This is a genomic window from Streptomyces sp. NPDC052236, from assembly GCF_044548015.1.
GTDB lineage: Bacteria > Actinomycetota > Actinomycetes > Streptomycetales > Streptomycetaceae > Streptomyces.
This window is the reverse complement of record NZ_JBIUBL010000001.1, coordinates 437,852-462,592: the sequence shown is the minus strand read 5'-3', so window position 1 is coordinate 462,592 and position 24,741 is coordinate 437,852. Positions and strand designations below refer to the sequence as shown.

16 protein-coding genes are annotated in these 24,741 nt (G+C 71.1%); 8 read left to right on the top strand and 8 right to left on the bottom strand.

All coding sequences use genetic code 11. From position 1 onward, the window contains the following. The first annotated feature begins 150 nt into the window (after positions 1-150). The 3 genes from ACIHCQ_RS02215 to ACIHCQ_RS02205 are packed head-to-tail and all read left to right on the top strand — an operon-like array spanning position 151 to position 3,000. Positions 151-2,190 (top strand): FAD-dependent oxidoreductase, encoded by a 2,040-nt coding sequence (locus tag ACIHCQ_RS02215; RefSeq protein WP_399656901.1) that lies wholly within the window; start codon positions 151-153, stop codon positions 2,188-2,190. A gap of 23 nt (positions 2,191-2,213) precedes the next feature. Beyond that, positions 2,214-2,795, top strand: a complete 582-nt coding sequence (locus tag ACIHCQ_RS02210; RefSeq protein WP_399656899.1) for a PadR family transcriptional regulator — start codon at positions 2,214-2,216, stop codon at positions 2,793-2,795. A gap of 22 nt (positions 2,796-2,817) precedes the next feature. Next, positions 2,818-3,000, top strand: coding sequence for a hypothetical protein (locus ACIHCQ_RS02205; RefSeq protein WP_399656897.1), 183 nt, complete (start codon positions 2,818-2,820; stop codon positions 2,998-3,000). A 4-nt stretch (positions 3,001-3,004) separates the two neighbouring features. On the opposite strand, the gene ACIHCQ_RS02200 is transcribed toward ACIHCQ_RS02205, so the two are convergent. Beyond that, entirely contained in the window at positions 3,005-4,336 is a 1,332-nt protein-coding gene (locus ACIHCQ_RS02200; RefSeq protein ID WP_399656895.1) for a phosphoribosyltransferase family protein, read from the bottom strand. Positions 4,337-4,553: 217 nt separating this feature from the next. Between ACIHCQ_RS02200 and ACIHCQ_RS02195 the strand changes: the two genes are divergently transcribed. Next, the gene (locus ACIHCQ_RS02195; protein ID WP_399657570.1) at positions 4,554-6,266 is read left to right on the top strand and encodes an IS200/IS605 family accessory protein TnpB-related protein; all 1,713 of its coding nucleotides are present in this window, start codon (positions 4,554-4,556) and stop codon (positions 6,264-6,266) included. On the opposite strand, the gene ACIHCQ_RS02190 is transcribed toward ACIHCQ_RS02195, so the two are convergent. Both ACIHCQ_RS02190 and ACIHCQ_RS02185 read right to left on the bottom strand, forming a co-directional pair. Further along, the gene (locus ACIHCQ_RS02190; protein WP_399656893.1) at positions 6,181-6,393 is read right to left on the bottom strand and encodes a DUF5988 family protein; all 213 of its coding nucleotides are present in this window, start codon (positions 6,391-6,393) and stop codon (positions 6,181-6,183) included. The genes ACIHCQ_RS02195 and ACIHCQ_RS02190 overlap by 86 nt on opposite strands. A gap of 91 nt (positions 6,394-6,484) precedes the next feature. Then, the gene (locus ACIHCQ_RS02185; RefSeq protein WP_399656891.1) at positions 6,485-9,091 is read right to left on the bottom strand and encodes a SpoIIE family protein phosphatase; all 2,607 of its coding nucleotides are present in this window, start codon (positions 9,089-9,091) and stop codon (positions 6,485-6,487) included. Between the two features lie 265 nt (positions 9,092-9,356). On the opposite strand from ACIHCQ_RS02185, the gene ACIHCQ_RS02180 reads away from it, so the two are divergent. Further along, complete coding sequence (locus tag ACIHCQ_RS02180; RefSeq protein WP_399656889.1) at positions 9,357-11,834, top strand: SpoIIE family protein phosphatase; 2,478 nt, start codon at positions 9,357-9,359, stop codon at positions 11,832-11,834. Here ACIHCQ_RS02180 and ACIHCQ_RS02175 read toward each other — a convergent pair. After that, positions 11,803-13,050 (bottom strand): wax ester/triacylglycerol synthase domain-containing protein, encoded by a 1,248-nt coding sequence (locus ACIHCQ_RS02175; protein WP_399656887.1) that lies wholly within the window; start codon positions 13,048-13,050, stop codon positions 11,803-11,805. The two genes, ACIHCQ_RS02180 and ACIHCQ_RS02175, sit on opposite strands and share 32 nt — an antisense overlap. Positions 13,051-13,353: 303 nt before the next feature. Here ACIHCQ_RS02175 and ACIHCQ_RS02170 point away from each other — a divergent pair, with 303 nt between their 5' ends. From ACIHCQ_RS02170 to ACIHCQ_RS02160, 3 genes are read left to right on the top strand one after another with little or no spacing between them, the layout of a single operon-like run. Next, entirely contained in the window at positions 13,354-14,451 is a 1,098-nt protein-coding gene (locus ACIHCQ_RS02170) for an aminotransferase class I/II-fold pyridoxal phosphate-dependent enzyme (RefSeq protein WP_399656885.1), read from the top strand. 14 nt (positions 14,452-14,465) lie between these two features. After that, positions 14,466-15,650 (top strand): N-acetyltransferase, encoded by a 1,185-nt coding sequence (locus ACIHCQ_RS02165; RefSeq protein WP_399656883.1) that lies wholly within the window; start codon positions 14,466-14,468, stop codon positions 15,648-15,650. Then, on the top strand, positions 15,647-16,636 hold the full coding sequence (locus ACIHCQ_RS02160; RefSeq protein WP_399656882.1) for an NAD-dependent epimerase/dehydratase family protein: 990 nt from the start codon (positions 15,647-15,649) through the stop codon (positions 16,634-16,636). The genes ACIHCQ_RS02165 and ACIHCQ_RS02160 overlap by 4 nt, the downstream gene beginning before the upstream one ends. A gap of 3 nt (positions 16,637-16,639) precedes the next feature. Here the strand turns inward: ACIHCQ_RS02160 and ACIHCQ_RS02155 are convergent, their stop codons facing one another. The 4 genes from ACIHCQ_RS02155 to ACIHCQ_RS02140 all read right to left on the bottom strand — a co-directional run bounded on the left by ACIHCQ_RS02155 (position 16,640) and on the right by ACIHCQ_RS02140 (position 24,737). After that, positions 16,640-17,884 carry a beta-ketoacyl-[acyl-carrier-protein] synthase family protein gene (locus ACIHCQ_RS02155; protein ID WP_399656880.1) on the bottom strand — a complete coding sequence of 415 codons (1,245 nt, stop codon included), beginning with the start codon at positions 17,882-17,884 and terminating at the stop codon, positions 16,640-16,642. Beyond that, entirely contained in the window at positions 17,881-18,138 is a 258-nt protein-coding gene (locus tag ACIHCQ_RS02150) for an acyl carrier protein (protein WP_399656878.1), read from the bottom strand. The genes ACIHCQ_RS02155 and ACIHCQ_RS02150 overlap by 4 nt, the downstream gene beginning before the upstream one ends. 89 nt (positions 18,139-18,227) lie before the next feature. After that, positions 18,228-23,420, bottom strand: a complete 5,193-nt coding sequence (locus tag ACIHCQ_RS02145) for a family 43 glycosylhydrolase (protein ID WP_399656876.1) — start codon at positions 23,418-23,420, stop codon at positions 18,228-18,230. A gap of 453 nt (positions 23,421-23,873) precedes the next feature. Continuing rightward, positions 23,874-24,737 (bottom strand): NAD(P)H-binding protein, encoded by an 864-nt coding sequence (locus tag ACIHCQ_RS02140; RefSeq protein WP_399656874.1) that lies wholly within the window; start codon positions 24,735-24,737, stop codon positions 23,874-23,876. Positions 24,738-24,741 lie beyond the last annotated feature (4 nt).

The window sequence follows — 24,741 nt, the reverse complement described above, 5'->3', positions numbered from 1 at the left end:
GGGCACCCGGCCGGGAAAGTCGCCATCGTCACTCGAACGGCTTATTCGCACGATTGTCGCAGTGTGTGTGGGCAAGGTTTTGCACTTTGTTGCATAAACCTCTCGCGGACGCTAGAACTGGGCTCACGAACCCGCCCAAGGAGGCGCCCGATGAGCCCGAGCCCCACCCCCTACCCGCATCTCCTGAACCCCCTCGACCTCGGGTTCACGACCCTCCCCAACCGGGTGCTCATGGGCTCGATGCACATCGGCCTCGAAGAGGCGGACCACGGTTTCGAGCGCATGGCCGCCTTCTACGCCGCCCGTGCCCGCGGCGGCGTCGGCCTCATCGTCACCGGCGGCATCGCCCCCAACGACCGGGGCCGTCCCTACGAGGGCGGCGCCAAGCTCACCAACGACGCCGAGGCCGCGGGCCACCGCACCGTCACCGCCGCCGTGCACGCCGAGGGCGGCCGGATCGCGATGCAGATCCTCCACTTCGGCCGGTACGCGTACCACGCCGACCTCGTCGCGCCGAGCGCCCTTCAGGCCCCCATCAGCCCGTACCTCCCGCACGCCCTCACGGACGCCGAGGTCGAGGAGACCATCGAGGACTTCGTACGGGCGGCGGAGCTGGCGCGGTCCGCCGGGTACGACGGCGTCGAGATCATGGGCTCCGAGGGCTACCTCATCAACGAGTTCATCGCGAGCGCCACCAACCACCGCACCGACCGCTGGGGCGGCTCGTACGAGAACAGGATCCGCCTCCCGCTCGAAATCGTCCGCCGTACCCGTGAGCGCGTCGGTCAGGACTTCATCCTCATCTACCGGCTCTCCATGCTCGACCTGGTGCCCGGCGGATCGACCCTCCAAGAGGTGATCACGCTCGCCCAGGAGATCGAGGCCGCCGGGGCGACGATCATCAACACCGGGATCGGCTGGCACGAGGCCCGTATCCCCACCATCGCGACCTCCGTGCCGCGCGGCGCGTATACCTGGGTGACGCGGAAGCTCATGGGGTCCGTCTCCATCCCGCTGGTGACCAGCAACCGCATCAACACGCCTGAGGTCGCCGAGCGGCTGCTCGCCGAGGGACGCGCGGACATGGTGTCGATGGCCCGCCCCTTCCTCGCCGACCCCGAGTTCGTCGCCAAGGCGGCGGCGGACCGCGCGGAGACCATCAACACCTGCATCGGCTGCAACCAGGCCTGCCTGGACCACACCTTCAGCGGGAAGATCACCTCCTGCCTGGTCAATCCGCGTGCCTGCCACGAGACCGAGACCGGGCTGATGCTGACCCCGACCCGCCGCCGTAAGCGCGTCGCCGTGGTCGGCGCGGGACCCGCCGGGCTCGCCTGCGCGGTCTCGGCGGCCGAGCGCGGCCACGAGGTCACGCTCTTCGACGCGGCGAAGGAGATCGGCGGCCAGCTGAACGTCGCCAAACGGATCCCCGGCAAGGAAGAGTTCAACGAGACCCTGCGCTACTTCTGTACGCAGCTCGAACTGCGCGGTGTGGAGGTCCGGCTGGGGGCCCGGGTCGACGTGGCGACGTTCGGCGCCGACGCGTACGACGAGATCGTCGTCGCCACCGGGGTCACACCGCGGATCCCCGAGATACCCGGCGTCGACCACCCCTCCGTCCTCGGCTACCTCGACGTCCTACGCGACGGCGCGCAGGTCGGGCAGCGCGTCGCGGTCGTCGGCGCGGGCGGCATCGGCTTCGACGTCGCCGAGTTCCTGACCGACGGCGGCGAGGGCGCGAGCCTGGACGCCGGGACGTACTTCCGCCAGTGGGGCGTGGACACCGACTACAGCGCGCCGGGCGGACTGACCGCCCCCGAACGCCCGAAGCCGCCGCGTTCCGTGCACCTGCTCCAGCGCAAGGCGGGCAAGGTGGGCGCCGGTCTCGGCAAGACGACGGGCTGGATCCACCGTACGGAGCTCAAGCACCGCGGGGTCACGATGACGGCGGGGGCGACGTACGAGCGGATCGACGACGAGGGGCTGCACCTGACCGTCGACGGCGTGCGCAGCGTCCTGCCCGTCGACACGGTCGTCCTGTGCGCCGGGCAGGAGCCGCGGCGCGCGCTGTACGAGGAGCTGAGCGCCGCGGGGCACTCCGTACACCTCATCGGCGGGGCGGACGTGGCCGCCGAACTCGACGCGAAGCGCGCCATCGAGCAGGGCACACGGCTCGCCGCGAGCCTCTGAGACCCCTCCCTAGGATCGACGGCATGTCCCTCCCGCACGCCATCCTCACCGCCCTGCTCGAAAAGCCCTCCTCCGGGCTGGAGCTGACGCGCCGTTTCGACAAGTCGATCGGCTACTTCTGGTCGGCGACCCATCAGCAGATCTACCGCGAGCTGGGGAAACTGGAGCAGGCGGGGAAGATCCGCGCCCTGCCGTCCGTGCAGCCGACCCGTGGGCAGAAGAAGGAGTACGAAGTCCTGCCAGCGGGCCGCGAGGACCTGGCGGAGTGGGTCGCCAGGCCCGAGGACCCCAAGCCCGTCCGCGACCCGCTGCTGCTGCGGCTGCGCGCGGCGGGAGTGGTCGGCGGGGAAGGCCTCGGTGCGGAGCTGAGGCGTCATCTGGAGCTCCACCGGCGACAGTTGGCCGAGTACGAGGAGATCGAGGAGCGCGACTTCCCGGTCGCGCGGCTGCTGACGGGACAGGACCGGCTGCGTCATCTGGTGCTGCGCGGAGGTATCGAGCTGGAGACCTTCTGGACGAAGTGGCTCACCGACGCGCTGCGCGCGTTCGGGGACGGCACGCCGTGCGGATCCCCCGACCGCGTGTCTCCGGAGTGCGACACCTGACGGTCCGTGAGATTGTCGCCGCGTGATTGATTCGTTGATCGCCGCCTTCTCCGCGGCAGCCCTCGCCCTGCTCCTGACCTCTGCCCTCGGCCTGTCCCGCGTCGGCAGCACGGACCCGTCCGCCCAGGCGCGGTCCGCAACGCTGGCGCTGTGCGGCGGTGTCGTCGCCGTGGTGACACTGGGCCTGTTGATCGCGGTGACGTGAGCGGTCAACGGGAGCGCGTCGGCATCAAGTGCCTGGTGAACCAGTTCTTCGCGAGGTCGGCGACCTCCTCCAGAGCGCCCGGCTCCTGGAAGAGGTGCGTCGCGCCCGGGACGACCTCCAGCTGGTTCACGCAGCGCAGCTCGGACTGCGCCTGACGGTTGAGGTCGAGCACCGTCGCATCGTCGCCGCCGACGATGAGCAGCGTGGGCGCCCGTACGTCGCCGAGCAGCGGACCCGCCAGGTCGGGCCGGCCGCCGCGGGAGACCACGGCGCCGATGTCCGCCTGGGGTGCCGCCGCCGCCCGCAGCGCCGCCGCGGCTCCGGTGCTCGCCCCGAAGTAGCCGATCGGGACGGACTCGCGCCGCCGCAGCCACTCGGTGGCGTCGGTCAGCCGCTGGGCCAGGGTCTCGATGTCGAAGACGTTCGCCCGGTCGGCCTCCTCCACCGGCGAGAGCAGGTCGAAGAGCAGGGTGCCCAGGCCCACCTCGTTCAGGGCCTCCGCCACCAGACGGTTGCGCGGGCTGCGGCGGCTGCTGCCCGAGCCGTGGGCGAACATCACTATCGCCTCGGTGTCCTCGGGCAGCGTGAGGTCTCCGGGCAGCGGGATTCCGGCCGCGTCGACCTCCACCTCTATCTCGCCGATGTCCGTGACCTCGCGGATGGGCGGGGGCATGGCCTCGCCCGCGGCTGTGGGCGAGGCCATGGCCGAGGCCTGTGCGAGGAGGGAGACGACTTCGTCGTCGGTCGTCTGGGAGAAGTCCTGGTACCACTCGCCGACGGCCGCGAACACGGGCGGCGTGTAGAGGCACACCACGTCGTCCGCGACGGCGCCCAGCCGGTTGATCGCGTCCGGCGGGGCAACCGGTACCGCCAGTACGACGCGGGCCGCGCCCTGCGCTCGTACGACTTCACACGCGGCCTCCGCCGTGGCCCCGGTGGCGATCCCGTCGTCGATGAGGATCACCGTGCGGCTGTCCAGCGGGGTCCGCGGCCTGCCTTTGCGGAAGCGCCGTGCCTGCCGGGCGAGTTCCTCCTCCTCGGTCTGTTCGACGGACAGCACATCCGCCTGGCCGATCCCGCCGCGCCGGACGACATCGTCGCTGATCACGCGTACGCCGCCTTCCCCGATGGCGCCGAACGCCAGCTCACGGTGGTACGGGACGCCGAGTTTGCGGACGACGATCACGTCGAGGGGGGCGTCGAGCGCCTGTGCCACATGGAAGGCCACCGGGACTCCGCCCCGGGGCAGGCCCAGGACGACAGGATCGTGTTTCTCGTAGCGCCGGAGGGCCTCGGCGAGACGCCGTCCCGCGTCATCGCGATTGGTGAACTGCACGGTGGTTCACCCCCAAGTCAGGGAGACGGGGAGACAGAGGCCACGTAAACCCCGTAGACCTCGTACACCGCGTACCCAGCTATTTCTACGCAACCCCACCTGCCTCCGTGGTCTCCGTGGTCTCCGTGCCGTAGTGGCTCAGGAACATGTCCACGCCACTGGTGATGAGGTGGTCCGTGAGGTGGCGGCGTCGTTTGTGGTGCCCGGCCCGTCGGGGATGGCGATCCGGGACCGGCTACGCGTGTCGCAGGCGGATGCGGTGGTGCTGGCTGAGGTGGGTGTGTTCCTCGGGTCGCCGGCCTGTGGTGATCTTGCCGCCCGGTCCCGCCAGGGGCTGGCGCATGACGCGGCCGGATGGGCGGTGCGTAAGCGGACACTGACCGGGAGCTCGTCGGCGCGGTGGGCAGGCAGTATCACCAAGGCGACGCATGATCAGTGGGCGCTGGCCCGGCGCGGCCAGGCCGCCCACGAGGTGTGGCTGCGGGGGCAGATCGCGTCGATCGAGGCCCGGCTGGCGCGCCCGCTGGGCGCGAAGGCCGATCGGCGGGTCGGGCTGGTACGCGGCTACGGCTCGCGGGTGGAGTGGCATGCCAAGTCCCGCCGCCTGCACGCCCTGAAGGCGCGGCTGGAGCGGGTGGAGGCGGACTGGGCGGCGGGCCGGGTCCGGGTGGTGCGCGGCGGCAAGCAGCTCGCCCGCACCCGCCATCACCTGGACCAGGCGCAGCTCAGCGAGGAGGCGTGGCGGGAGTGGTGGCAGGCGGCGCGGATGTTCTTGTCCGCGGACGGGGAGTCCGGCAAGCGGTTCGGCAATGAAACGATCCGCATCACCGACACCGGACAGGTCTGCCTCAAACTCCCTGCTCCGCCGGCCCATCTGGCCAATGCACCACACGGCCGGTACGTGCTGGACGCGACCGTGGCCTTCCAGCACCGGGGTGGGGAGTGGCGTGATCGGATCATGGCGAATCGGGCGGTGGCCTACCGCATCCACCACGACACGGTGCGGGACCGTTGGTATGTGACCGCCTCCTGGCAGCGCGCCGCCATCCCGGTGCTGCCCCTTCAGGCGGCGCTGACCCAAGGTGTGGTGGGGGTGGACATGAATGACGATCACCTTGCCGCCTGGCGTCTGGATGTGCACGGCAACCCGGTCGGCGAGCCGCAGCGCTTCTTCTACGACCTGTCCGGCACCACAGCCCACCGCGACGCACAGATCCGCCACGCGTTGACCAGGCTGCTGCACCACGCTCGCCGCGGCGGCGCGGCGGCGATCGCGATCGAGGACCTCGACTTCGCCGACGGAAGGTGCCGGGAGCGGCACGGCCGCAACAAGCGCTTCCGGCGTTTGCTCTCCCGCTTCCCGACCGCCAAGCTCAAGGCCCGGCTGGTATCGATGGCCGCCGAACAAGACATCGCGATTGTCGCGGTCGACCCGGCCTACACCAGCCGCTGGGGCGCCCAGCACTGGCAAAAACCCCTCACCACCCCCACCAGGAAGACCACTCGACACGACGCGGCAGCCGTGGCGATCGCACGGCGCGCCCTGGGGCACCCGATCAGGCGACGGACGACACCGCCCCGTAACGACCAGAGCGATCGTTACGGGCATCGGACCGTCCAGGCCCGACCGGGCACGCCAGGGCGTGAGGAAACCCGCCCCCACATTCCCGGACCACGCACGAGATGCGTGCCGCCCGGCAGTGGAGCGAAAGCGGGAGACCAGTGTGCCCAACACCGTTCGGGACACACGGCTGAGCATGGGCTCTGGCAACAGGACTCACTCCCGCTCAGTCTCCAGGGAACGGTTCGTCCAGCGCGCTCGCCCCGAGATTGCACGGCACGGCCTATTCGGCGATCTCGGTACGCTCCCACCACTCGTAGACAGGCAGTCGCCCCTCCGGAGTGTCCTGATGCCGCGGCGTCGTCTTGAAGTGCTCGTATCCGCCGCGGTGCGGGATCTTCAGCTCCTGTCCGGGAGGGGTGATCGGGACGATGCGCTCGGGCAGATCGTCCGGGCCGCCCTCAAGGACTGCCTTGACTGGGTGTTTGGTGGCCATGACTCCAGTTTTAACGGCCCTCGCGGCACCCCGCATGTCGTACGACAGCCAAACGGACCAGCCCTCCGCCTACCCTCCGCCCACCACCCGCCTACCACTCCGCGTCCGCCACCCCCGCGAACAGCGTCCCGGCATCCGGCGTCAGATCCTGCTCCGCCCAGATCGTCTTGCCCGTCGCCGTCTGGCGCGTGCCCCAGTGCTGAGTGAGCTGGGCGACGAGCAGCAGGCCCCGCCCGCCCTCGTCGAACGCGCGCGCCCGCCGCATGTGCGGAGCCGTGGAGCTGGCGTCCGACACCTCGCAGATGAGCGACGACTCCCCGCGGATCAGCCGCAGCGAGATGGGCGGCCGGGCGTACCGGATCGCGTTGGTGACCAGCTCGCTGACCACGAGCTCGGTGACGAAACCCGCCTCCTCCAGGCCCCACGCGGTCAGCTGGTCGGACACCGTCTTGCGGGCGGAGGAGACCAGTGCCGGATCGGCGTCCAGGGTCCAGGTGGCGACGTGCTCCGAGTCCAGCGCCCGGGTCCGGGCGATCAGCAGGGCCGCGTCGTCCATGGGCCGCTCGGGCAGCAGCGCCCGCATGACCTGGTCGCAGGTCTCCTCCAGCGACGGCGCCGACCGGGCCAGCTCCGTCCGCAGTATGCCGAGCCCTTCGTCGAAGTCACGGTCGCGCGACTCGACGAGGCCGTCGGTGTAGAGGGCGATCAGACTGCCCTCGGCCAGCTCCACCTCCGTGGCCTCGAAGGGCAGGCCGCCCACGCCCAGCGGAGGCCCCACGGACGCCTTGACGAAGGTGACCGAGCCGTCCGGGGCGACGATCGCGGGCAGCGGATGCCCCGCGCTGGCGAGCAGGCAGCGGCGCGAGACCGGGTCGTAGATCGCGTACAGGCATGTCGCCCCGATCTCGCCGGCGGCCGGGGACGCGCCGACGGACACGCCGACCGATGCGGACGCGGCGGCCGACGCGCCGGTCGGCTCGGCTGCGGACTCGGCAGCAGGCGCGAACGCGTCGTGGTGATCGGTGAAGGCAGCCACGAGATCATCCAGGTGGGTCAGCAGCTCGTCCGGCTGCAGATCGACGTCGGCGAGCGTGCGTACGGCGGTGCGCAGCCGGCCCATCGTGGCCGACGCGTGGATGCCGTGCCCGACCACATCGCCCACGACCAGCGCGACGCGCGTCCCGGACAGCGGGATGACGTCGAACCAGTCGCCGCCGATGCCCGCCTGGATACCCGCCGGCAGATAGCGGGAGGCCGCGTCGACGGCCGCCTGCCCGTAGAGCTGCTGCGGAAGGAGGCTGCGCTGCAACGCCAGGGCGGTGCTGCGCTCCCGGGTGTAGCGCCGGGCGTTGTCCACACAGACCGCCGCGCGCGCCGCGAGTTCCGTGGCGAGCACGAGATCGTCCTGTACGAAGGGCTCCGGCCGGTGCCGGAGCAGTACGGCCACTCCCAGGGTGGTGCCGCGGGCGCGCAGCGGCACCGCGATCACCGAGTGGAATCCGTACGTACGGAACCGCTCCTTCCGTAGCGGGTCCTCGCTCAGCCAGCGGGCGAAGCCGGGATCGCCGAGCCCGATCAGCAGGGGTTCGCCGGAGGCCAGGGAGCGGATGGCGGGGGCGTAGTCCGGATACAGGTCCACCTCACCGGGGGCGACGACCGCCTCCGGGATGCCCGCGACGACCGACTGATGCGCGGCGCGGCGCAGCGGCTGAAGGCCGGTCGGGGGGAACGGCGACGGTTCGCCGCCTTCCAGCACCGGCGCCAGCAGATCCACGGTGACGAAGTCGGCGAGCCGGGGCACCACCATGTCCGCCAGCTCCTGCGCGGTCCATGTGACATCCAGAGTGGTGCCGATACGGTTGCTCGCCTCGTTCAGGAGGGCCAGCCGCTGCCGGGCCAGATACTGCTTCGTGATGTTGAATCCGGCGGTGAACACCGCCCGTACGCGACCGGCCCGGTCCCGTACGGGGGACAGGTTGACGGCCCAGGCGCTCTCGGGCGGATGGCCCGGCGTAGCGTCGGACATCTCGTACAGGACGGGCACACCGCTCTCCCCGACCCCGCGCACGACGGACGAGAAGACGACAGGGGACGGTTCGCCGGTCTCCATGGCTGTCACGGCGGTCTTCACGGCTGTCACGGCCTGCTCGGCCTCCGGGTACACCTCCTCCAGGAACCGCCCGACGACCGGCTCATCGGCCAGATGGAGCACGCGCCGGGTCGCGGCGTTCATCCGCAGAATGCGGCCGTCGAGGCCGTAGACGGCGAGGAGGAGTGGGGAGTCGTCGAAGGCCCACTCCACGAGCTGCGCGTGGGCGTCGTCCGGGGCCGCCGTCAGCAGCCACTGCCATGCGCCCGCCGCGTCCACGGCGGGGAGGGCCCGCACTGTCATCCGCAGTACGCCGCCGTCCCGGTGGCGCAGGGCGAGCTCGCCGGACCAGCCCGATCGCTCGGCCAGGCACCGCCGGGCCGTCGCGGCGACGTCTGCCACTTCCGCCGCGGTCTCTTCGGGTTCGGCGAGGAGCTCGGCCGCCCGGCGGCCGATGGCCTCCTCGGCCGTGTGGCCGAGCAGGTGTGTGGAACCCGGGCTCCACGCCGTAATGGTTCCCCGCGCGTTCACGGCAGCCGAGACCGCCACTGCGGGGGGTACGAAGGCTCCCCCCTCATCCTGACGCGGAGCGGCGGCGGATCGATCCATCGGCGCTCATCACCACCGTCGGATAAAAGCCGACTAATACATAATTGCGACTCTTTCAAGATACCTTCCAGCGGCGGGCGGCGGGCGGCGGGCGGCGGGCGGCGGGCGGCGGGCGGCGGGCGGGTTCCGGGCTCCCCCGGAGTGCGGACCGGAAGGAAAGAACCCGACCAGAAGGCCGCACACGTGACCCACCTTCCCTAGGCTGGAAGTCGCTGGATATGGCCGGAAGTGACCGGCCCTCCCGGCTACGGAGGCACGGCGGGCAGTGAGAGAGCAGATCAGGGTATTCGGCGGGGCCGTCCTGGCAGCCGTCTACGTGCTCAACAAGCGGCACGACAGCCTGCGGCTCGCGGAGTCGGCCGGAGGCTCCGGCGCGCTGTACGGACTGTCGCCCAGCTATCCCCTGTCCGGCCGTACGCCCGTGGTGGACGCCTTCCAGACCGGCCGCCCGCTGTGGCTGAACGCGGCGGGGCTCGCGGCCTACGGCGAGAATCCCCCGGAGACCCTGCCCGCCAACATCTCGCTGGGCGCGCTGCCGCTCGGTGCGAACGGCGGCGGCGCTCCGCTGGGCTGCCTGATCGTCGTGGACGACGTGGACGACGGTTTCGACGCGGAACGGCGCAACTTTCTGGAGCTCTACGCCGACCAGATCACCGCCTGGCTCGAAGCGGGAGCCGAAGCGAGCACCCAGACCGGCGCGCAGGCCCGCGCCCTCGCCGGGCACTCCTACACCCATATCGGCACCCACGCCATCGACCGCGCCGGGCCCCTCCCTGTCCTCGGCCCCGCCCTGGACCGCCTCAGCGTCGGCTCGTTCACCCTGACCCTCCGCACCGGCCGGATCGACGCGGACCGCCGCGTCCTCGACCTTGTCGACATACCTCCGGAGGAGTTCGACGGACGCGTGGAGACCCTGCTCGCGCACACCGTCCCCGACGACCTGCCCGCGCTCATGTCCATCGTCGAACCGGCCCGTACGGCCTCCCGCGGCCGGGAGCTGGAGTTCCGCATCCGCCGCCCCACCGGCGAGCTGCGCTGGCTCCGCCTGCGCTGCCGGGTGCTCACGGACGCCGAGGGCAGGCCCACCCGGGTGCTCGGCGTGCTCGCCGACGCCTCGCATCTGCGGCCCAGCGCCGACGAGGTCTCCCGGGTGCAGCGGCTCGCCGCCGCCCTGGCCGGCGCGACGACCGTCCACGACGTCAGCAGGACGGTTGTCGCCGCCCTGCGCGCCCCGCTGGGAGCCGACCGGGTGGCGCTCATGGAACGCGAGGGCGACCGGCTGGTGGTCACCGTCCTCGACCCGCCGGAACCCGAAGCCTGGCCGGACCTCTGGCGCTCCGAATGGCGCTCCGAGTGGCCCGACCCGCCAGCCGACGCCCTGCCGACCCTGGAATCCGCCCTGCGCGAGGGCCGTACGAGCCTGTGGACGGCGGGCTCCACCCTTGAACCAGGCCTCGCGGGCGTCGGCCCCGGCGGTCTCGCGGTCCTGCCGCTCCCCGCCGCGGGAACCTTCGCCGGCGCGTGCCTGGTCGGCTGGGACGGGCCCCACGATTTCGGCCCCGAGGAAAGGTCTCTGCTCACCGCGACCGCCGGGCTGGTCGGCCAAGCCCTGGTGCGCGCCCACGCCTTCGACGCCGAGCACGAGCTCGCCACGATGCTCCAGCGCAGCCTGCTGCCGCGCCATCTTCCGAAGCTGCCCGGCGGGGTGGCCGTCGCCCGCTATCTGCCCGCGACGGTGGGACTGGAAGTGGGCGGCGACTGGTACGACGTGATCCCGCTCTCCGAGAACCATGTCGCGCTGGTCGTCGGCGACGTACAGGGCCACAGCGCCGCGGCCGCGACCATCATGGGCCAGATGCGTACCGCGATCAGGGCGTACGCCGTGGAGGGCCACCCGCCCGACGTGGTCGTCTCCCGCGCCAACCGCCTGCTCGTCGGAATGGAGACCGACCTCTTCGCCACCTGCTGTTATGTCGCCATCGACATGGAGGAGGGCACCGCCTGGTGCGTACGGGCGGGCCATCTGCCGCCGCTGCTGCGCGACCCGGACGGCACCACCCGGGAGGTGACGATCGAGGGCGGCCCTCCGCTGGGCGTGCTCGCCGAGGCGGAGTATCCGATGTCCTCGGCCGCTCTGGCCCCCGGCGCGGTCCTTACCCTGCTGACGGACGGCCTGGTCGAATCGTCGACCCTGCACCTGGAGGAGGGCCTGCGCCGCGTGTGCGACGTACTGTCCACCGCCGACCCGTCCGATGCCGGGCGGATGGCGGACCAGCTGCTCGGCGGGGCCAACCGGCGCGACGACGATGTGGCGCTGCTGCTGCTCCGTTACGACGGGATAGGCGTCCTGCCGCAGCGGGCGGGGTGGACGGTGTGGCGGCTGCCCGACGCCGTCGCGCACGCCCGCCGGTTCACTTCCCGCACGCTACGCGCGTGGCGCGTGACCGAGCAGTCCGACGAGACTCTGCTCATCGTCTCCGAACTGGTCACCAATGCCCTGGTGCACACCCAGGGGCCGGTGCGCCTCGACCTCACACTCGCCGGGGAGCGGCTGCGCGTCGCGGTGAGCGACTCCTCGCCGCGTACACCGGTCAAACCGACGATCGTGAACTGGGAGGCGACGGGCGGCCGGGGCATCCTGCTCGTGGAGTCGGTGTCGGCGTCGTGCGGCTCCGTGCCGCTCAGCGGCGGCAAGCAGGTGTGGGCGGACCTTACGACCGACCTGCCGCCGGACGGGCCGTGAGGCCGAGGGCCGGCAGTTCGCGGATGAAGGCGTCGGCCAGCAGCCGGGCGTGGCCCGGAAAGGTGTGGCTGACCGCGCAGAGGGTGAAGGCGCCCCCGCAGTCGGTCAGGGCGAGACCGACCGTCCCCGCCACCGGTACGGGAGGCAGCGGAACCACCCGCTCCAGCGGCCTGCCGTCCAGGGACCACGTACCGCGCGGCCACTTCATGACCGCTCCGGCCACCGCCACGTACCGGGGCGAGGTGACCCGCGCGGTCAGCGCCCGCAGCGCCCAAGGGCCCAGCCGCGCGGCTGTGTTGACGATGCCGCCGGCCATGTCGGGGCCAGCTACGGGTCCGTAGGCGGCCAGCAGGCCCTGGCAGGCCGCCAGCCGCTCGCCGGCATCGCCGGCGGTCACCGGGAGCGGTACCCGCACCACCGAGATGCGGTTGCCGAGCACCTCGTTCTCCTGTGGGGTACGCAGGTCCACCGCGAACGCGGCGTACAGCGGGCGCGGTGCGCCGGGCCACCGGGCGGGTTCGCCGTGGACGGTACGCAGGGCGCCCGCCGCCCCGGCCAGCAGCAGTTCATTGAGGCTCGCGCCCATCCCGGGCAGGGACCTGCGGGCGGCTTTCATGGCGCGCGCGTCCACCTCCGTCCAGGCGAGGTCCAGCCGCTGAGGCTGCTGGGGCCGCGACGGCCGGGGCACCGGCACCGGGAGACCCCGGCCGGGGCCCATCGCGGAGCGCAGCCGGGGCGCCGGTACCGCGGTGCGGGCGCGGAGCGTCCGTACGGCCGATACGCCGCTGCTCGTCCCGGAGCCGCGCCCCGGGTCGCCGTCGAAGAGCCGGGTCAGCAGGCGCTCCAGGGACCGTCCGTCCAGCAGCGCGTGATGGGCGGTCAGCACGATGGCGAACCCCTCGCCCGTACGTACGGTCCGCAGCTGCCAGGGCGGAGCCTTGGCGGGCAGGGGCCGGGCCACGAGCCGGCCGAGCAGGTCGGACAGCTCCGTACCGTCGTCGGCCGCGAAGACATGGTGGCGGGCATCGAAGCGGTCGAGCACCTGCCACCGGTGGCGGCGTCGCAGCCACGGAGAAGGAGCGGGCGGGCAGAGCACCTGGCGCAGCCGGGGCAGCTCACCCCAGCGCTCGGCGACCCTCTCGCGCAGCGCGCCGAGCGGCGGCGGTTCTCCGGTGAACAGCGCCGCCATTCCAATGGTCTCGGGAACTCCGCGCATGCCTGAGAGAAACTCATCAACCGGTGCCAGGGGTGTCAAGACAATACTATTTTCCATTTATATAATCGCTTTCCGTGCGACAGAGTCCGCTGAATCGTACGCGAGTTGCGGATCCACGCTTTTTCCGATTCTGTGTGGAGACAGTCGACAGAAAGCCCGGGGAATGGCATGGCGGATGTCTTTGACACATATCCATCGGAGCTGCATCGAGCGGCGACGGACAGCGCATTCCGACCCTATTATCGGACTTTCGCGGCGCGTGGAGCGGAGGTCGAATGCGAGGTCGACGGCCGTACGGTCGTCATGGCAGGGTGCAATGACTACCTCGGTCTTTCGACCGACCCTCGCGTGATCGAGGCCGCCGCCCAGGCGCTGCGCCGCTTCGGCGCCTCCTGCTCGGGCGCGCGCGTACTCAACGGCACGCTCACCCTGCACGAGGAGCTGGAGAGCAGGCTCGCCGCGTTCATGGGCGGTGAGGCGGCGCTCGTGACCACCACCGGCTTCCAGGCCAACCTCGCGCTCGCGGCGCTGCTGGGCCGGGACACCGTCGTCTTCGCGGACATGTCCAACCACGCCTCGCTGGTGGACGCCGTCGGACTGAGCGCCGCCGCCACCCACTGCCGGTACCGGCACTCCGACCTCGGCCACCTCGAACGGCTGCTGGCCGCCTCCGACCCCGCGTCCGCGCGGCTCATCGTCACCGACGGCCTGTTCTCGATGGAGGGCGACCTGTGCCGGCTCCCCGGGATCGTGGACCTCGCCCGCCGCCACGGCGCCCGGCTGGTGGTCGACGGAGCCCACGACATCGGCCTGCTCGGGGCCCACGGCCGCGGTGTGGCCGAGCACTTCGGTCTGCTGGGTGACGTCGACCTGTTCACCGGAACGCTCTCGAAGTGCTTCGGCTCGGTCGGCGGCATGCTCGTCGGCCCCGCCGCCGTCATCGAGCATCTGCGCTACAGCGCCCGGTCGGTCCTCTTCTCCGCGGCGATGCCACCGGCCTCGGCCGCCGCCGCGCTGGCCTCCCTCGACATCATCGAGGCCGAGCCCGAGCGCCGGGCGCGGGTGCACGGCCACGCCCAGCGGCTGCTGCGCGGCCTGCGGTCCCTGGGGTACGACACGGGCCGCTCGACCACCCCCGTCGTGCCGGTGTACATCGGTGATACGGCGCTGTGCGTACGGGTGTGGCAGGAGCTGCTCGACGCGGGGGTGTTCACCAACGCCGTGATGACCCCGGCCGTACCGAGGAACCGGGCGCTGATCCGGGTGACCCCGCAGGCCGTGCACACCGACGAGCACATCACCCGGATCCTCGACGCGTTCGCCGCGGTGGGCCGCCGACTCGGCCTGACAGCCGACCTCCGGCTCCGGCAGCCCGTAGCGGTGGGGGCGGTGAGCGAATGACCCTCCCGGCCACAATGCCCCCAGTCCCCGCCACAGCCCCCGTCACCGTCAGCCGCGTACGCAGCCGTGCCGAGACCACCGCCTTCGTCACCCTGCCGCGCTCCCTCTACCGAGACGACCCCCACTGGGTCGCCCCCCTGATCGGTGAGCAGCGCGCCCTGATCGACCGGCGGCGCAACCCCTTCTTCGAGACCGGCACGGCCGAACTGTTCCTCGCCCGCCGGGGCCGGCGGGCGGTGGGCCGCATCGCCGCCGTCATCGACCCCCGCTACCAGGCGCGGCACGACGCGCGCTGCGGTCAGTTCGGGCTCTTCGAGTGCGTGGACGACCCCGCCGTGGCGACCGCCCTCTTCGACACCGCCGCCGCCTGGCTCCGCGAGCGCGGCCTGCGCGCGATGCTCGGCCCGCTCAACTTCTCCACCAACGACGAGTGCGGGGTGCTCGTCGACGGCTTCGACTCCCCGCCCACCCTGCTGATGCCGCACAACCCCGCGTACTACCCGGCCCTGTACACCGCGTGCGGCTTCACCAAGGCGAAGGACCTGTACTCCTGGCGGGTCCCGATGCCACCGGACGGCGAACCCCCGGCCGCCTTCCGCCGCGTGGCCGAGCGCGCCCTGAACGCGCCCGGCGTACGGGTACGCCCGCTCGACCCCGCCCGCTTCGACGCCGACCTGGCCGCGCTCAAGGACATCTACACCGACGCGTGGGCCGAGAACTACGCCTCCGTACCCATGACCGACCGTGAATTCAGCCATACGATCGCCAGGCTGAAGCCGCTCATCCAGCCCGAGTTGCTCCACTTCGCCGAGGTGCACGGCGAGCCCGTCGCCTTCACCCTCTGGCTGCCGGACGCCAACCAGGCGCTGCGCGCCGCCGACGGCCGCCTCACGACCCTCGGGCTGCCCATCGGCCAGCTGCGCATCGCCAGGGCCGCCCGGCGCATCAACCGCACCCGCGCTATTGCCTCCGGCATCAAGAAGGCGTACCGCTCGACCGGTCTTGGCGCGGCACTGGTCACCGAGGGCCAGCGGGCCGCTCTGCGCCTCGGCCACACCGAGACCGAGTTCTCGTGGATCCTGGAGGACAACCACGACGCCAACCGCTACGTCCAGGCCTTCGGCGGCGTCCACTTCCGTACCCACCGCCTCTACGAGCGCGCACTCGACCCCGCGCGTGTGCCCGCGGCCCGCCGATGAAGTACCTCGTCACCGGCGCCACCGGGTTCGTCGGACTCCATCTCGTACGCCATCTGCTGGAGCGCGGCCACACGGTCGCCGCGCTCGTACGGGACCAACAGGGACCGGCACGAACCCCGCCCGCCGTCCGCGTGCTGTACGGCGACCTCGCCACCGGACACGGTCTGCGCGCGGCCGTCGACGAGGCGTCCGGCACCGACTGCGTGCTCCATCTGGCCGGAACGGTCATGGCCACCCGCCCGGACGGCTACGCCCCGGTCAACGCGCATGGCACCCGTCTGCTGTGCGAGGCCCTGGCGGAGCTGGAGACACCGCCCCGCCTGGTGTACTGCTCCTCCCTGGCCGCCGCCGGACCGTCGCTGCCCGGCAGACCCCGCCGCGAGACCGACCCGCCGAGGCCCGTGTCGGCGTACGGACGCAGCAAACTCGCCGGTGAGCGGGCGCTGCACGCCATGGCCGACCGGGTGCCCGGCGTCATCGTCCGCCCGCCGATCGTCTACGGCCCCGGGGATACGCAGTTCCTGCCCACCGTGCTCGCTATGGTCCGCGGCGGCGCGCTGCTCACCTGCGGCACCGGGCCGCGCCAGTACTCGCTGATCCATGTGGACGACCTCTGCCACGCGCTGCTCGCCGCCGCCGAACGCGGGGCCACGGTCCAGCGTTCCCCTTCGCCGCGCGGGGTCTACCACGTCAGTGACGGCGTCCATCACCGTTACGAGGACATCGGGGCGGCTGTGGCGGCGTGGGTGGGCCGCAGGCCGCCGCGCATCGTCCCGGTGCCGCGCGGGGCGATGATGGCGGCGGCGTGGAGCGCGGAGCTCGCGGCGCGGGTACGGGACCGGCCGTCCATGTTCGCCAGGGACAAGATCCGCGAGCTCTGCCGCGCCGCCTGGACGTGCACCACCGAACAGGCGGCGCGCGAGCTGGGCTTCACCGCCGCGGTCGTCTGGCCCACGGGTCTCACCGACGCCCTGCGCCCCACGTAGGAGTTACTGGGCGCCGCGGAAGACCAGGGATACGTTGTGGCCGCCGAACCCGAAGGAGTTGCTCAGGGCGGCGCGTACCCGCTGCTCCCGCACGATCTTGGTGACGAGGTCGATGTCGAAGCGTGTCGAGGGCGCGTCGACGTTGGCCGTCGGCGGTACGGCGGACCGCTCGATGCTCAGCACCGTGAGCACGGCCTCGACCGCGCCCGCCGCGCCGAGCGAGTGCCCCAGAGCACCCTTGGCGGAGGTCACGCTCGGCCCGTGTTCGAACACCCGGCTGATGAGGCTCGCTTCGGCGGCATCACCCAGTGGGGTGGAGGTGGCATGGGCGTTGACATGGTCGATGTCGCGGGCGCCGATGCCCGCGTCGGCCAGCGCCGCGGACACCGCCGCCTCGGCGATCCGGCCCTCGGGATGCGGCGCGGTGGGGTGCAGCGCGTCGGTGCTCGCCCCGCACCCCGCGAGCAGGGCGCGCCGGCGGACGCCACGCGCCTCGGCGTCACGCGCCCGTTCGAGTACGAGGATCCCGGCGGCCTCGGCCATGACGAAGCCGTCGTTGTCGTCGGCGAAGGGGCGTGAGGCGGCCTCCGGTTCGTCCGTACGTCCGGACAGCGCCCCCAGCCGCTGGAACGCGGTCACCACCAGGGGCGTGATCGCCGCGTCCGTACCGCCCGCGATCACCACATCGCACTGGCCCGACACCAGCCAGTCCCGGGCGACGGCCAGCGCGCTGGCGCCCGAGGCGCAGGCGGTGGAGGGGGCCAGACTCGGCCCGCGCGCGCCGAAGGCGAGCGCGACCTCGCCCGCCGCCATGTTGGGCAGCAGCATCGGGATGACCGCGGGGGACACGGCGTCGGGTCCCTCCTGGCGCAGCCGCTCACACCCGGCCTCCCAGGTGTGGCTGCCGCCGAGCCCGCAGCCGATGGCGACCCCGACCCGCGCACCGTCCCATGCCATCGGGTTCTTCGGGTCGAGGCACGCGTCTTTCAGGGCTTCACCGGCCGCCACCAGCGCGATCTGTGTGAAGCGGTCCTGCCGCCACAGCTGCCGCCGGCGCGCGCGGTCGGTGATGTCGAACGCGGGGACGCGGCAGCTGAAGTCGACGGCCAGGCCCGCGAGACCGGCGTCGCGGGAGGCCGTGGAGTCACCGCGGCAGACGCGCCGCCAGGTCTCCTCGACGCCGATTCCGGCGGGGGTGACCGCGCCCAGTCCGGTGACGGCGATATCGGCGATACCGGCGCGGGTCACCGGGAGGCCACCGCCGTACCGGTGTCCCACGAGGTCTCGATGGCGGTGGCGATCTCGCCCAGCGTGGTGTCCAGGGTGACCTCGTCCTCGCTGAACGGCACCCCGGTCCGGTCCCGCAGGGTGAGGACGAACTCGACCCGGCCGAGGGAGTCCAGATCCACGTCTTCCAGTGTGGCGCCGGGCGACAGCTCGTCCTCGGTGAACTGGAACTTGTCCACCAGAATGTCGACAACTTCCGTGTATGCCTTGCTCATTGCGTCTCCCTACGCGGTTTTCCGGCCCCCATACTTACGGCCCGGCCCCGGGAGAAAGGGGCCGGGCCGCGGTAATTCACCCATATGCCTCAGCCGACGGTGATTCCGAGGAGCACCTTGATCTGGCCGCTCTCGTAGACGGTCTGGCCGGTGGCCGTGTTCCAGATCTTGATCCGGAAGCTGTCCGGGTGGTCGGTGGCAGTGATCCGGAAGGCGAAGCCCTTCGTGCCGTTCACCGTGCCGCTGCCCTGGTAGTCGGCTTGCGCGCCCGAGACCACCAGCCAGTCGGACGCCGAGGCGCGGAACTTCAGGTTGGCCGCCTTGAAGTCGAAGGCGGCGGTGCCGGTGGGCTTCGTGGCGCCCTTCAGGTACGTGGCGGCGAAGGCGAACGTCGCCTTTCCGGTCAGGGCCGGGTTCGCGGCGTACGCACCGGGCGGGGAGGTGACGATGCCCCCGCCGGCGGTCGAGCCGGCCTTACGGTCGTAGACCACCAGGTCCGAGAGGGTCCGCGAGGCCGTACCGCCGTCGTCGTCGGTGACCGTGACCGTCGGGTGGTGGATGCCCGCGGCGGTGTAGGCGTGGGCCACCGAGCACGCGACCGGGGCGGTGGAGTCGTCCCAGTCCACGGTGCAGGTGTGGGTGTCCTTGGCGCCCGGGTCGGCGAAGCGGACGGTGAGGGTGAGCGGCGTACCGGCCGATACGGCGGTGGCCGGCCCGGTGGCGGCCGTGATCACCGGGGGCGCGTTGTCGACGGTCACCTTGACGGTGTCGCTGCTGCGGCCACCGGTCAGGGTCACCTCGTACGTACCGTTGTCGGTGCAGGTGACCTCGGGGGTGAGGGTGTCGGCGGCGGACACCGCGCAAGGAGCGCCGGAGGCCACTGTCCAGTTCGGCCCGCCCGCTCCGGAGAGCGTGCCCTTGAGCGGGATGCGCGCACCTTCCGTGCCCGAGGCGTCCGCTCCGGCGCGGACGACGGTGACCGGGGCGATGCTCGTCAGGGTGGGAACGACGGGCTTGATCAGACCGGCGGAGTCGAACTCCATCTTGTCGATGGTGGTTTCGCGGTGGGTGCCGTCGCCGCCGGGGATGGCGAAGCGGTGGTAGGCGATGTACCAGTCGTCGCTGTTCGGCACCTGGACCACCGAGTGGTGGCCGGGGCCCTTGATGCCCAGCTCCAGGTTCTTCTCCAGGATCACGCCCCGCTTGGTCCAGGGGCCCAGCGGCGAGGAGCCGGTGGCGTAGGCCACGCGGTAGTTCTCGTCGCGGGTGTCGTTCTCCGACCACATGAAGTAGTAGGTGCCGTTGCGCTTGATGACGAACGAGCCCTCGTTGTAGCCGGCGGGGGTGATGGTGGCGACCTTCGACGCGTCGAAGGAGACCATGTCGTCATTCAGCGGCACCACGTACGCGCCGCCGTTGCCGAAGTACAGATACTGCTTGCCGTCGTCGTCGGTGAAGACCGCCGGGTCGATCATCTGGCCCCTGAACTGGCCGTTGGGGATCAGTGGCTTGCCCAGCGCGTCCTTGAACGGGCCGGTGGGCGAGTCGGAGACTGCGACGCCGATCTGCGCTTCCGCGCAGAAGTAGAAGTAGTACTTGCCGTTGCGCTCCGCGATCGCCGGGGCCCAGGCCCGGCTCTGGGCCCAGGACACGTCCGGGCCGAGATCGAGGATGACGCCGTGGTCCTTCCAGTGCACCAGGTCGGTGGAGGAGTAGGCCTTGAACTGCGTACCGCTCCAGCCCGGGAAGCCGTCGGTGGTCGGATAGATGTAGAAGGTGTCGCCGAAGACCGCGATGTCCGGGTCCGCGTTCAGCCCCGGGAGCACCGGGCTCTTCAGCTCCATGGCCTGCACGGTCCAGGTGCGGGTCTTGCCGTCCGAGCCGGTGACTTTGTACGTGACGGGGCCGGTGAAGTCGCGGGTGGTGCCGGATGCGGGGCTGATGGCCGCGCCGTTCGCCAGGGTGAATTCGGGGGCGAGGGCGGTGAGGTCGCTGCCCGCCTTCACCGGCAGGGTGATCTTGCTGGAGGCGTCGCTGACGATCGCGTCGACCTTCAGCTCGGGGAGCGTCGCCCCGGCGATGCCGGTGGTGTTCCCGCTGAGCTCCAGAACCTCGTTCGCCGACAGCGCCCGGTCGTAGACGCGGAAGTCGTCGACCTGGCCACCGAAGTACGGGTCGGGGGCGTAGAGGGACTTGCCGATGTAGCCGGAGTAGTCCTTCGAGGCGTTGTAGAGGTCGCCCGGTTTGACGGTGACGCCGGTCGCGCGCGCCGCCTCCGCACCGTCCAGGTAGAGCACGGCGGTGCCGGTCGCGCCATTCAGGGTGACCGTGATGTGTTTCCACTCGCCGGTGGCGAGCTGGGAGCCCGCCGTCATCTGCGACTCGCCCTGCCAGCTGCCGGTGGTGACCGCCGAGAACAGCTTGGAGCCGCCGTTGGACGGTGAGGCGAAGAGGTACTTGTTGCTGTCGGGGCCCAGACCGAAGAGCCACTGGTTGTTCGGCGTCGAGGCGTTCCACTTGGCGTACGTGGAGACGGTGACGCTGTCGGTGTCCTTCAGGACGCCGTTGGGGATCTTGACGTACGGCGCGGTGGTGGAGGTACTCGGGCCGCCGGACATCGCGAACGAGCCGCCCTTCACACCGGTGGAGAACGCGGGGGTGCGAACGTAGGTGCCGTGGTTGCCGCGACCGCTGGAGTCACGGGCGATGCTGCCGCCGGTCTCGTCGAAGTCGTAGCGCACCACCAGATCGGCGGGCACCTGTGAGCCGCCGTCGGCCGAGACGGTGACCTGGGCGTGGGCCTTGAGCCCGGCTCCGTCGGGCAGGCTGCCCGTCACGGTGAAGGTGCCGGCCTGTGCGTACGCCGAGGCGGGGACGGCGTCCCAGGCGACGGAGACGGGGCGGGTGGTGCCGTCGGCGTAGTCGGCGATGACAGTGGCAGGCAGGACCGGGGCCTTGCCGATGCCGGTGGTCACCGACACGTCCTCGACGCTCTCCACCAGCTGGTTCTGGTTGTAGGTGCGCAGCAGCCGGTCGTACTCGGCCTGGGTGACCGGGAGGACCGTGCCGTGGCGGGGCTTGGCGGGCAGGCTGTAGCCGGTGGACGGGGTCCAGGCGCCGGAGGCGAGGTCTGTCGTCTCGAAGGGGATGTAGCCGCGGCCTCCGAACTCGTCGAGGAACGCGTACCACTTCTCCTCGGTGTTGGACTTGAAGACCAGCGGCCCCTCGGCGGCGCTCATCACGCCCTTGCCGATGCCCTCGGCGACGGCGTCGTAGGAGAGGTCGAGGATCGAGTCGCTCTTCTCGTGGAAGATGAACTTGCTGTTGGGGGTGGAGGAGGTGTTGTTCCGCTCGTCCTTGGACAGGCGGTGGTACGTGCCGTCGTGCTTGATCATCGTGGAGTCGATGACCGAGTAGCCGCGGTCGATCCAGACCTTGGGCTCGCTGAAGGTGCGGAAGTCACGGGTGGTGGCGTACATCATGCGGTTGTACGTGTCGCCGGTGTGCGCGGGGTTGTCGTACAGCTTGGAGGCCCAGAAGACGACGTACTCGCCGAGGGTCTCGTCGTAGTACGCCTCGGGAGCCCAGGTGTTGCCGGCCGCGTCGGGCGAGACCTTGACCAGGCGCTGGTCTGTCCAGTTCACCAGGTCGGTGGACTCCCACACCATGATCGACTTGGAGCCGGTGCGCTGCGAGGCGTCCCAGTTGCCGTTGCCGTAGATCCGCAGGTCAGTGGCTATCTGGTAGAACTTGTCGCCCTCGGGGGAGCGGATGATGAACGGGTCGCGCAGGCCCTTCTCACCGAGCGTGGAGGTGAGGACGGGCTTGCCGTCGTTCAGCTCGCGCCAGTTCAGCGGGTCGTTGCCCTGGCTGAGGGCCGCGTAGAGCTGCTCACCGTCCGAGGTGCCCTCGCCGGTGAAGTAGCTGAACATATAGCCCTTGAGGGCTTCCTGGACGGGCAGTTCCGGCACCTTGGCGGTGAAGACGCGGGTCGCGGTTGCGGCGTTACGGGTGACGGTCGCGGTCAGCTCTACCGTGGTGGAGCCGTCGCCCGTGGCGGGGCGGTGCACCACACCGCCGGCGGAGATGACAGCCGGCTTCGCGGAGGACCAGCTGACGGTGGTTCCGTCGGCACCGGTCTTCGGCAGGGTGAGGTTGCCGCGTACGTCGTCGATGTTGTGGACCACCAGGGCGGCGGCGGCCTGCTGCGCCGTCTTCGCGTCGTCGAATTCGGCGAGGACGGTGATGTCGAAGGTCCTGGTGTCGGTCACCGTTCCCTTCTTCAGCGTCGCCGTGAGTGTGGCGTGGCCGTCGGGTTCGCCGGCTGCGGGGCGGGTGACCTTGCCGGTGGCCGACACCACGGAGGGCGCGTCGCTGGCCCAGCTGATCGTGGAACCGCCCGCGGTGCCGGTGGCCGGCAGGGTCAGGTCGGAGAGAACGGCACTGGTGTCGCCGAGGGTGAGGGCGGCCAGGTCCTTGGCGAGCCCTTCGCGGGCGACGGGCAGGGCCAGTTGCCCGACCTCTTCACCGGCCAATGCGCGGTTGTACACGCGGAAGTCGCGGATCTTGCCCTTGAACAGTTTGTCGCCCGGGTAGACGGACTTGCCGATGTGGTTGGCGGTGGTGGTGCCGGCGCCGATGGCACCGGGGGTGATGGTGACCGCTGTGTTCCGGCCCACCTCCACCCCGTCCTCGTAGAGGATGCCGGTGGTGCCCGACTGGGTGTAGGAGACGTGCTTCCACACCGAGCGCTGGAGGTTGCGCGAGGTGGGGGTGCGGGTGGTCTGCTCGGTCGACCAGTTCCCGGTGGCGAGGGTGGTCCGGAAGTGGTTGCCGGTGGTGAACAGGTAGCCGTTGCCGCTGGTTCCGCTGGTGTTGCCGAAGCCGTAGATGAAGTACGGGTCGGCCTGGGCGGAGTCGATCAGCACGTCCATCGAGACGGTGATCGCGCTCATCCCGCGCATGATGTTGTCCGGCACCTTGATGTAGGTGTCGGCCCCGTTGAAGCCGAGCCCCTGGCCCGCCTCTCCGCTCCAGGACGCCGCGCCGTGCACCGTACCGTTGTTGCCTTGCCCGGAGGAGTCGACCGCGACCTGTCCGGAGGCCGCGTCCAGCTTGTACTGGAGGGCCAGCCCCTCGGTGATGTCGGCCACCGCTTCCGCCGCGTCTGCTCGTGGTGACAGCAGGGTCAGGCTCAACGAGGCGAGGACCAGGGCGGCGAGCGGGCGTGCCCGGCGTCTTGGGCGCGGGCGTCTTCTGGGCATGGCAAAGCGGCTCGGCATCGGCTTTTCCTCTGATGTTACGGCTGGTGTTACGGCGCTGTGGCGTCGGGTTTCGAGAGTGTCGGCCGGTGCGTGGCACAGCGTCAATAGGCGAGGTGTGTTGTGCGACTGGCCGTACAAAGCGGGCCTATAAACCGGTGGATAGCGCCCATCGTGACGGGTGGCCGCGGGGACTGTTGCGTACAACCGCCGACCAACGGCATCACAACGGAGTGGGTGTCTGGCCTTTGAGCGAGGGACTCCGTGGGCCTGGTGCCGGGGGCGTACCGGGGGCCCAATACGTCCTCCCCGTGTGTTTCGCGCGCCCTCGCCGTGGTTTCTCACTCGCGGGGTGGACTCCAGCGCCCAGTGAGCGCGATGCGGCCCTGACAACCACACGGCGCTCGCCTACGGGGCTCCCGGGCGAAGGCCGTCGCCAGCACTGGTGACGGTCTTCGCCTCCGCATGGCGCCGCTACTCAGCAACCTGAAGACGCGTCACCTCTTCGCAGTACGCGCGGAAGCTGCGGGCCGGGCGACCTGTGAGGCGTTCGACGGTATCCGTAACGCGGTCTTCTGCCCCTTGGGAGATGGCGTGGTCCAGGCCCGCCAGCAGCGCGGCGAACTCCTCGGGTATGTCGGTGGCCAGGCGATCGCGCAGCTGCTCATAGGTGACAGGCCGATGGGAGACCGGCCTGCCGCCGACTTCGGTGATAACGGCCGCGATGTCCTCGTAACTCAGCGCCTGGGGCCCAGTGATGATCAGGTCGGTGTTGGGCGCGGGATCGTCGAGCAGAGCGCGGACGGCGACCGCCGCGATGTCGTCGGCGTCGACGAAACCGACCCGGCCGTTGCCGGTCGCGGACATGATGACGCCGTCGTCGCGGATGCTGTCCGCGTGCAGGTGCTGATCCGTGAAGTTCTGCATGAACCAGGACGGCCGCAGTACCGCCCACTCACCGAACAGCTCGGCGAGCATGCCGTGCACCTGGCCGACCCCTGGCCCCCCTGCCGGGATGCCTGAGGAGCTGAGCAGCACCGCCCGCTGGACTCCGGCCGCACGGGCCTGCTGGAGGAAGGGGAGCATGACGGCGGCCGGGTGTGGTTCGCCGATGGGAGGAACGAGATATACCCGATCGGCGTCGCGCAGAGCGTCCGCGTAGGTGGCGGGGTCGTACCAGTCGAAGCGCACGGCCGCGGACCCGCCGGCGGCGCTGTCCCGTGCGGCGGGGCTGCGATTGGCCGCGGTGACCAGGTGGCCGAGTGCGGCGAGCTGGGACACGACGCGCCTGCCGGTATTGCCAGTGGCTCCGGTGACCAGGATGGTGCGGTCAGACATCTCT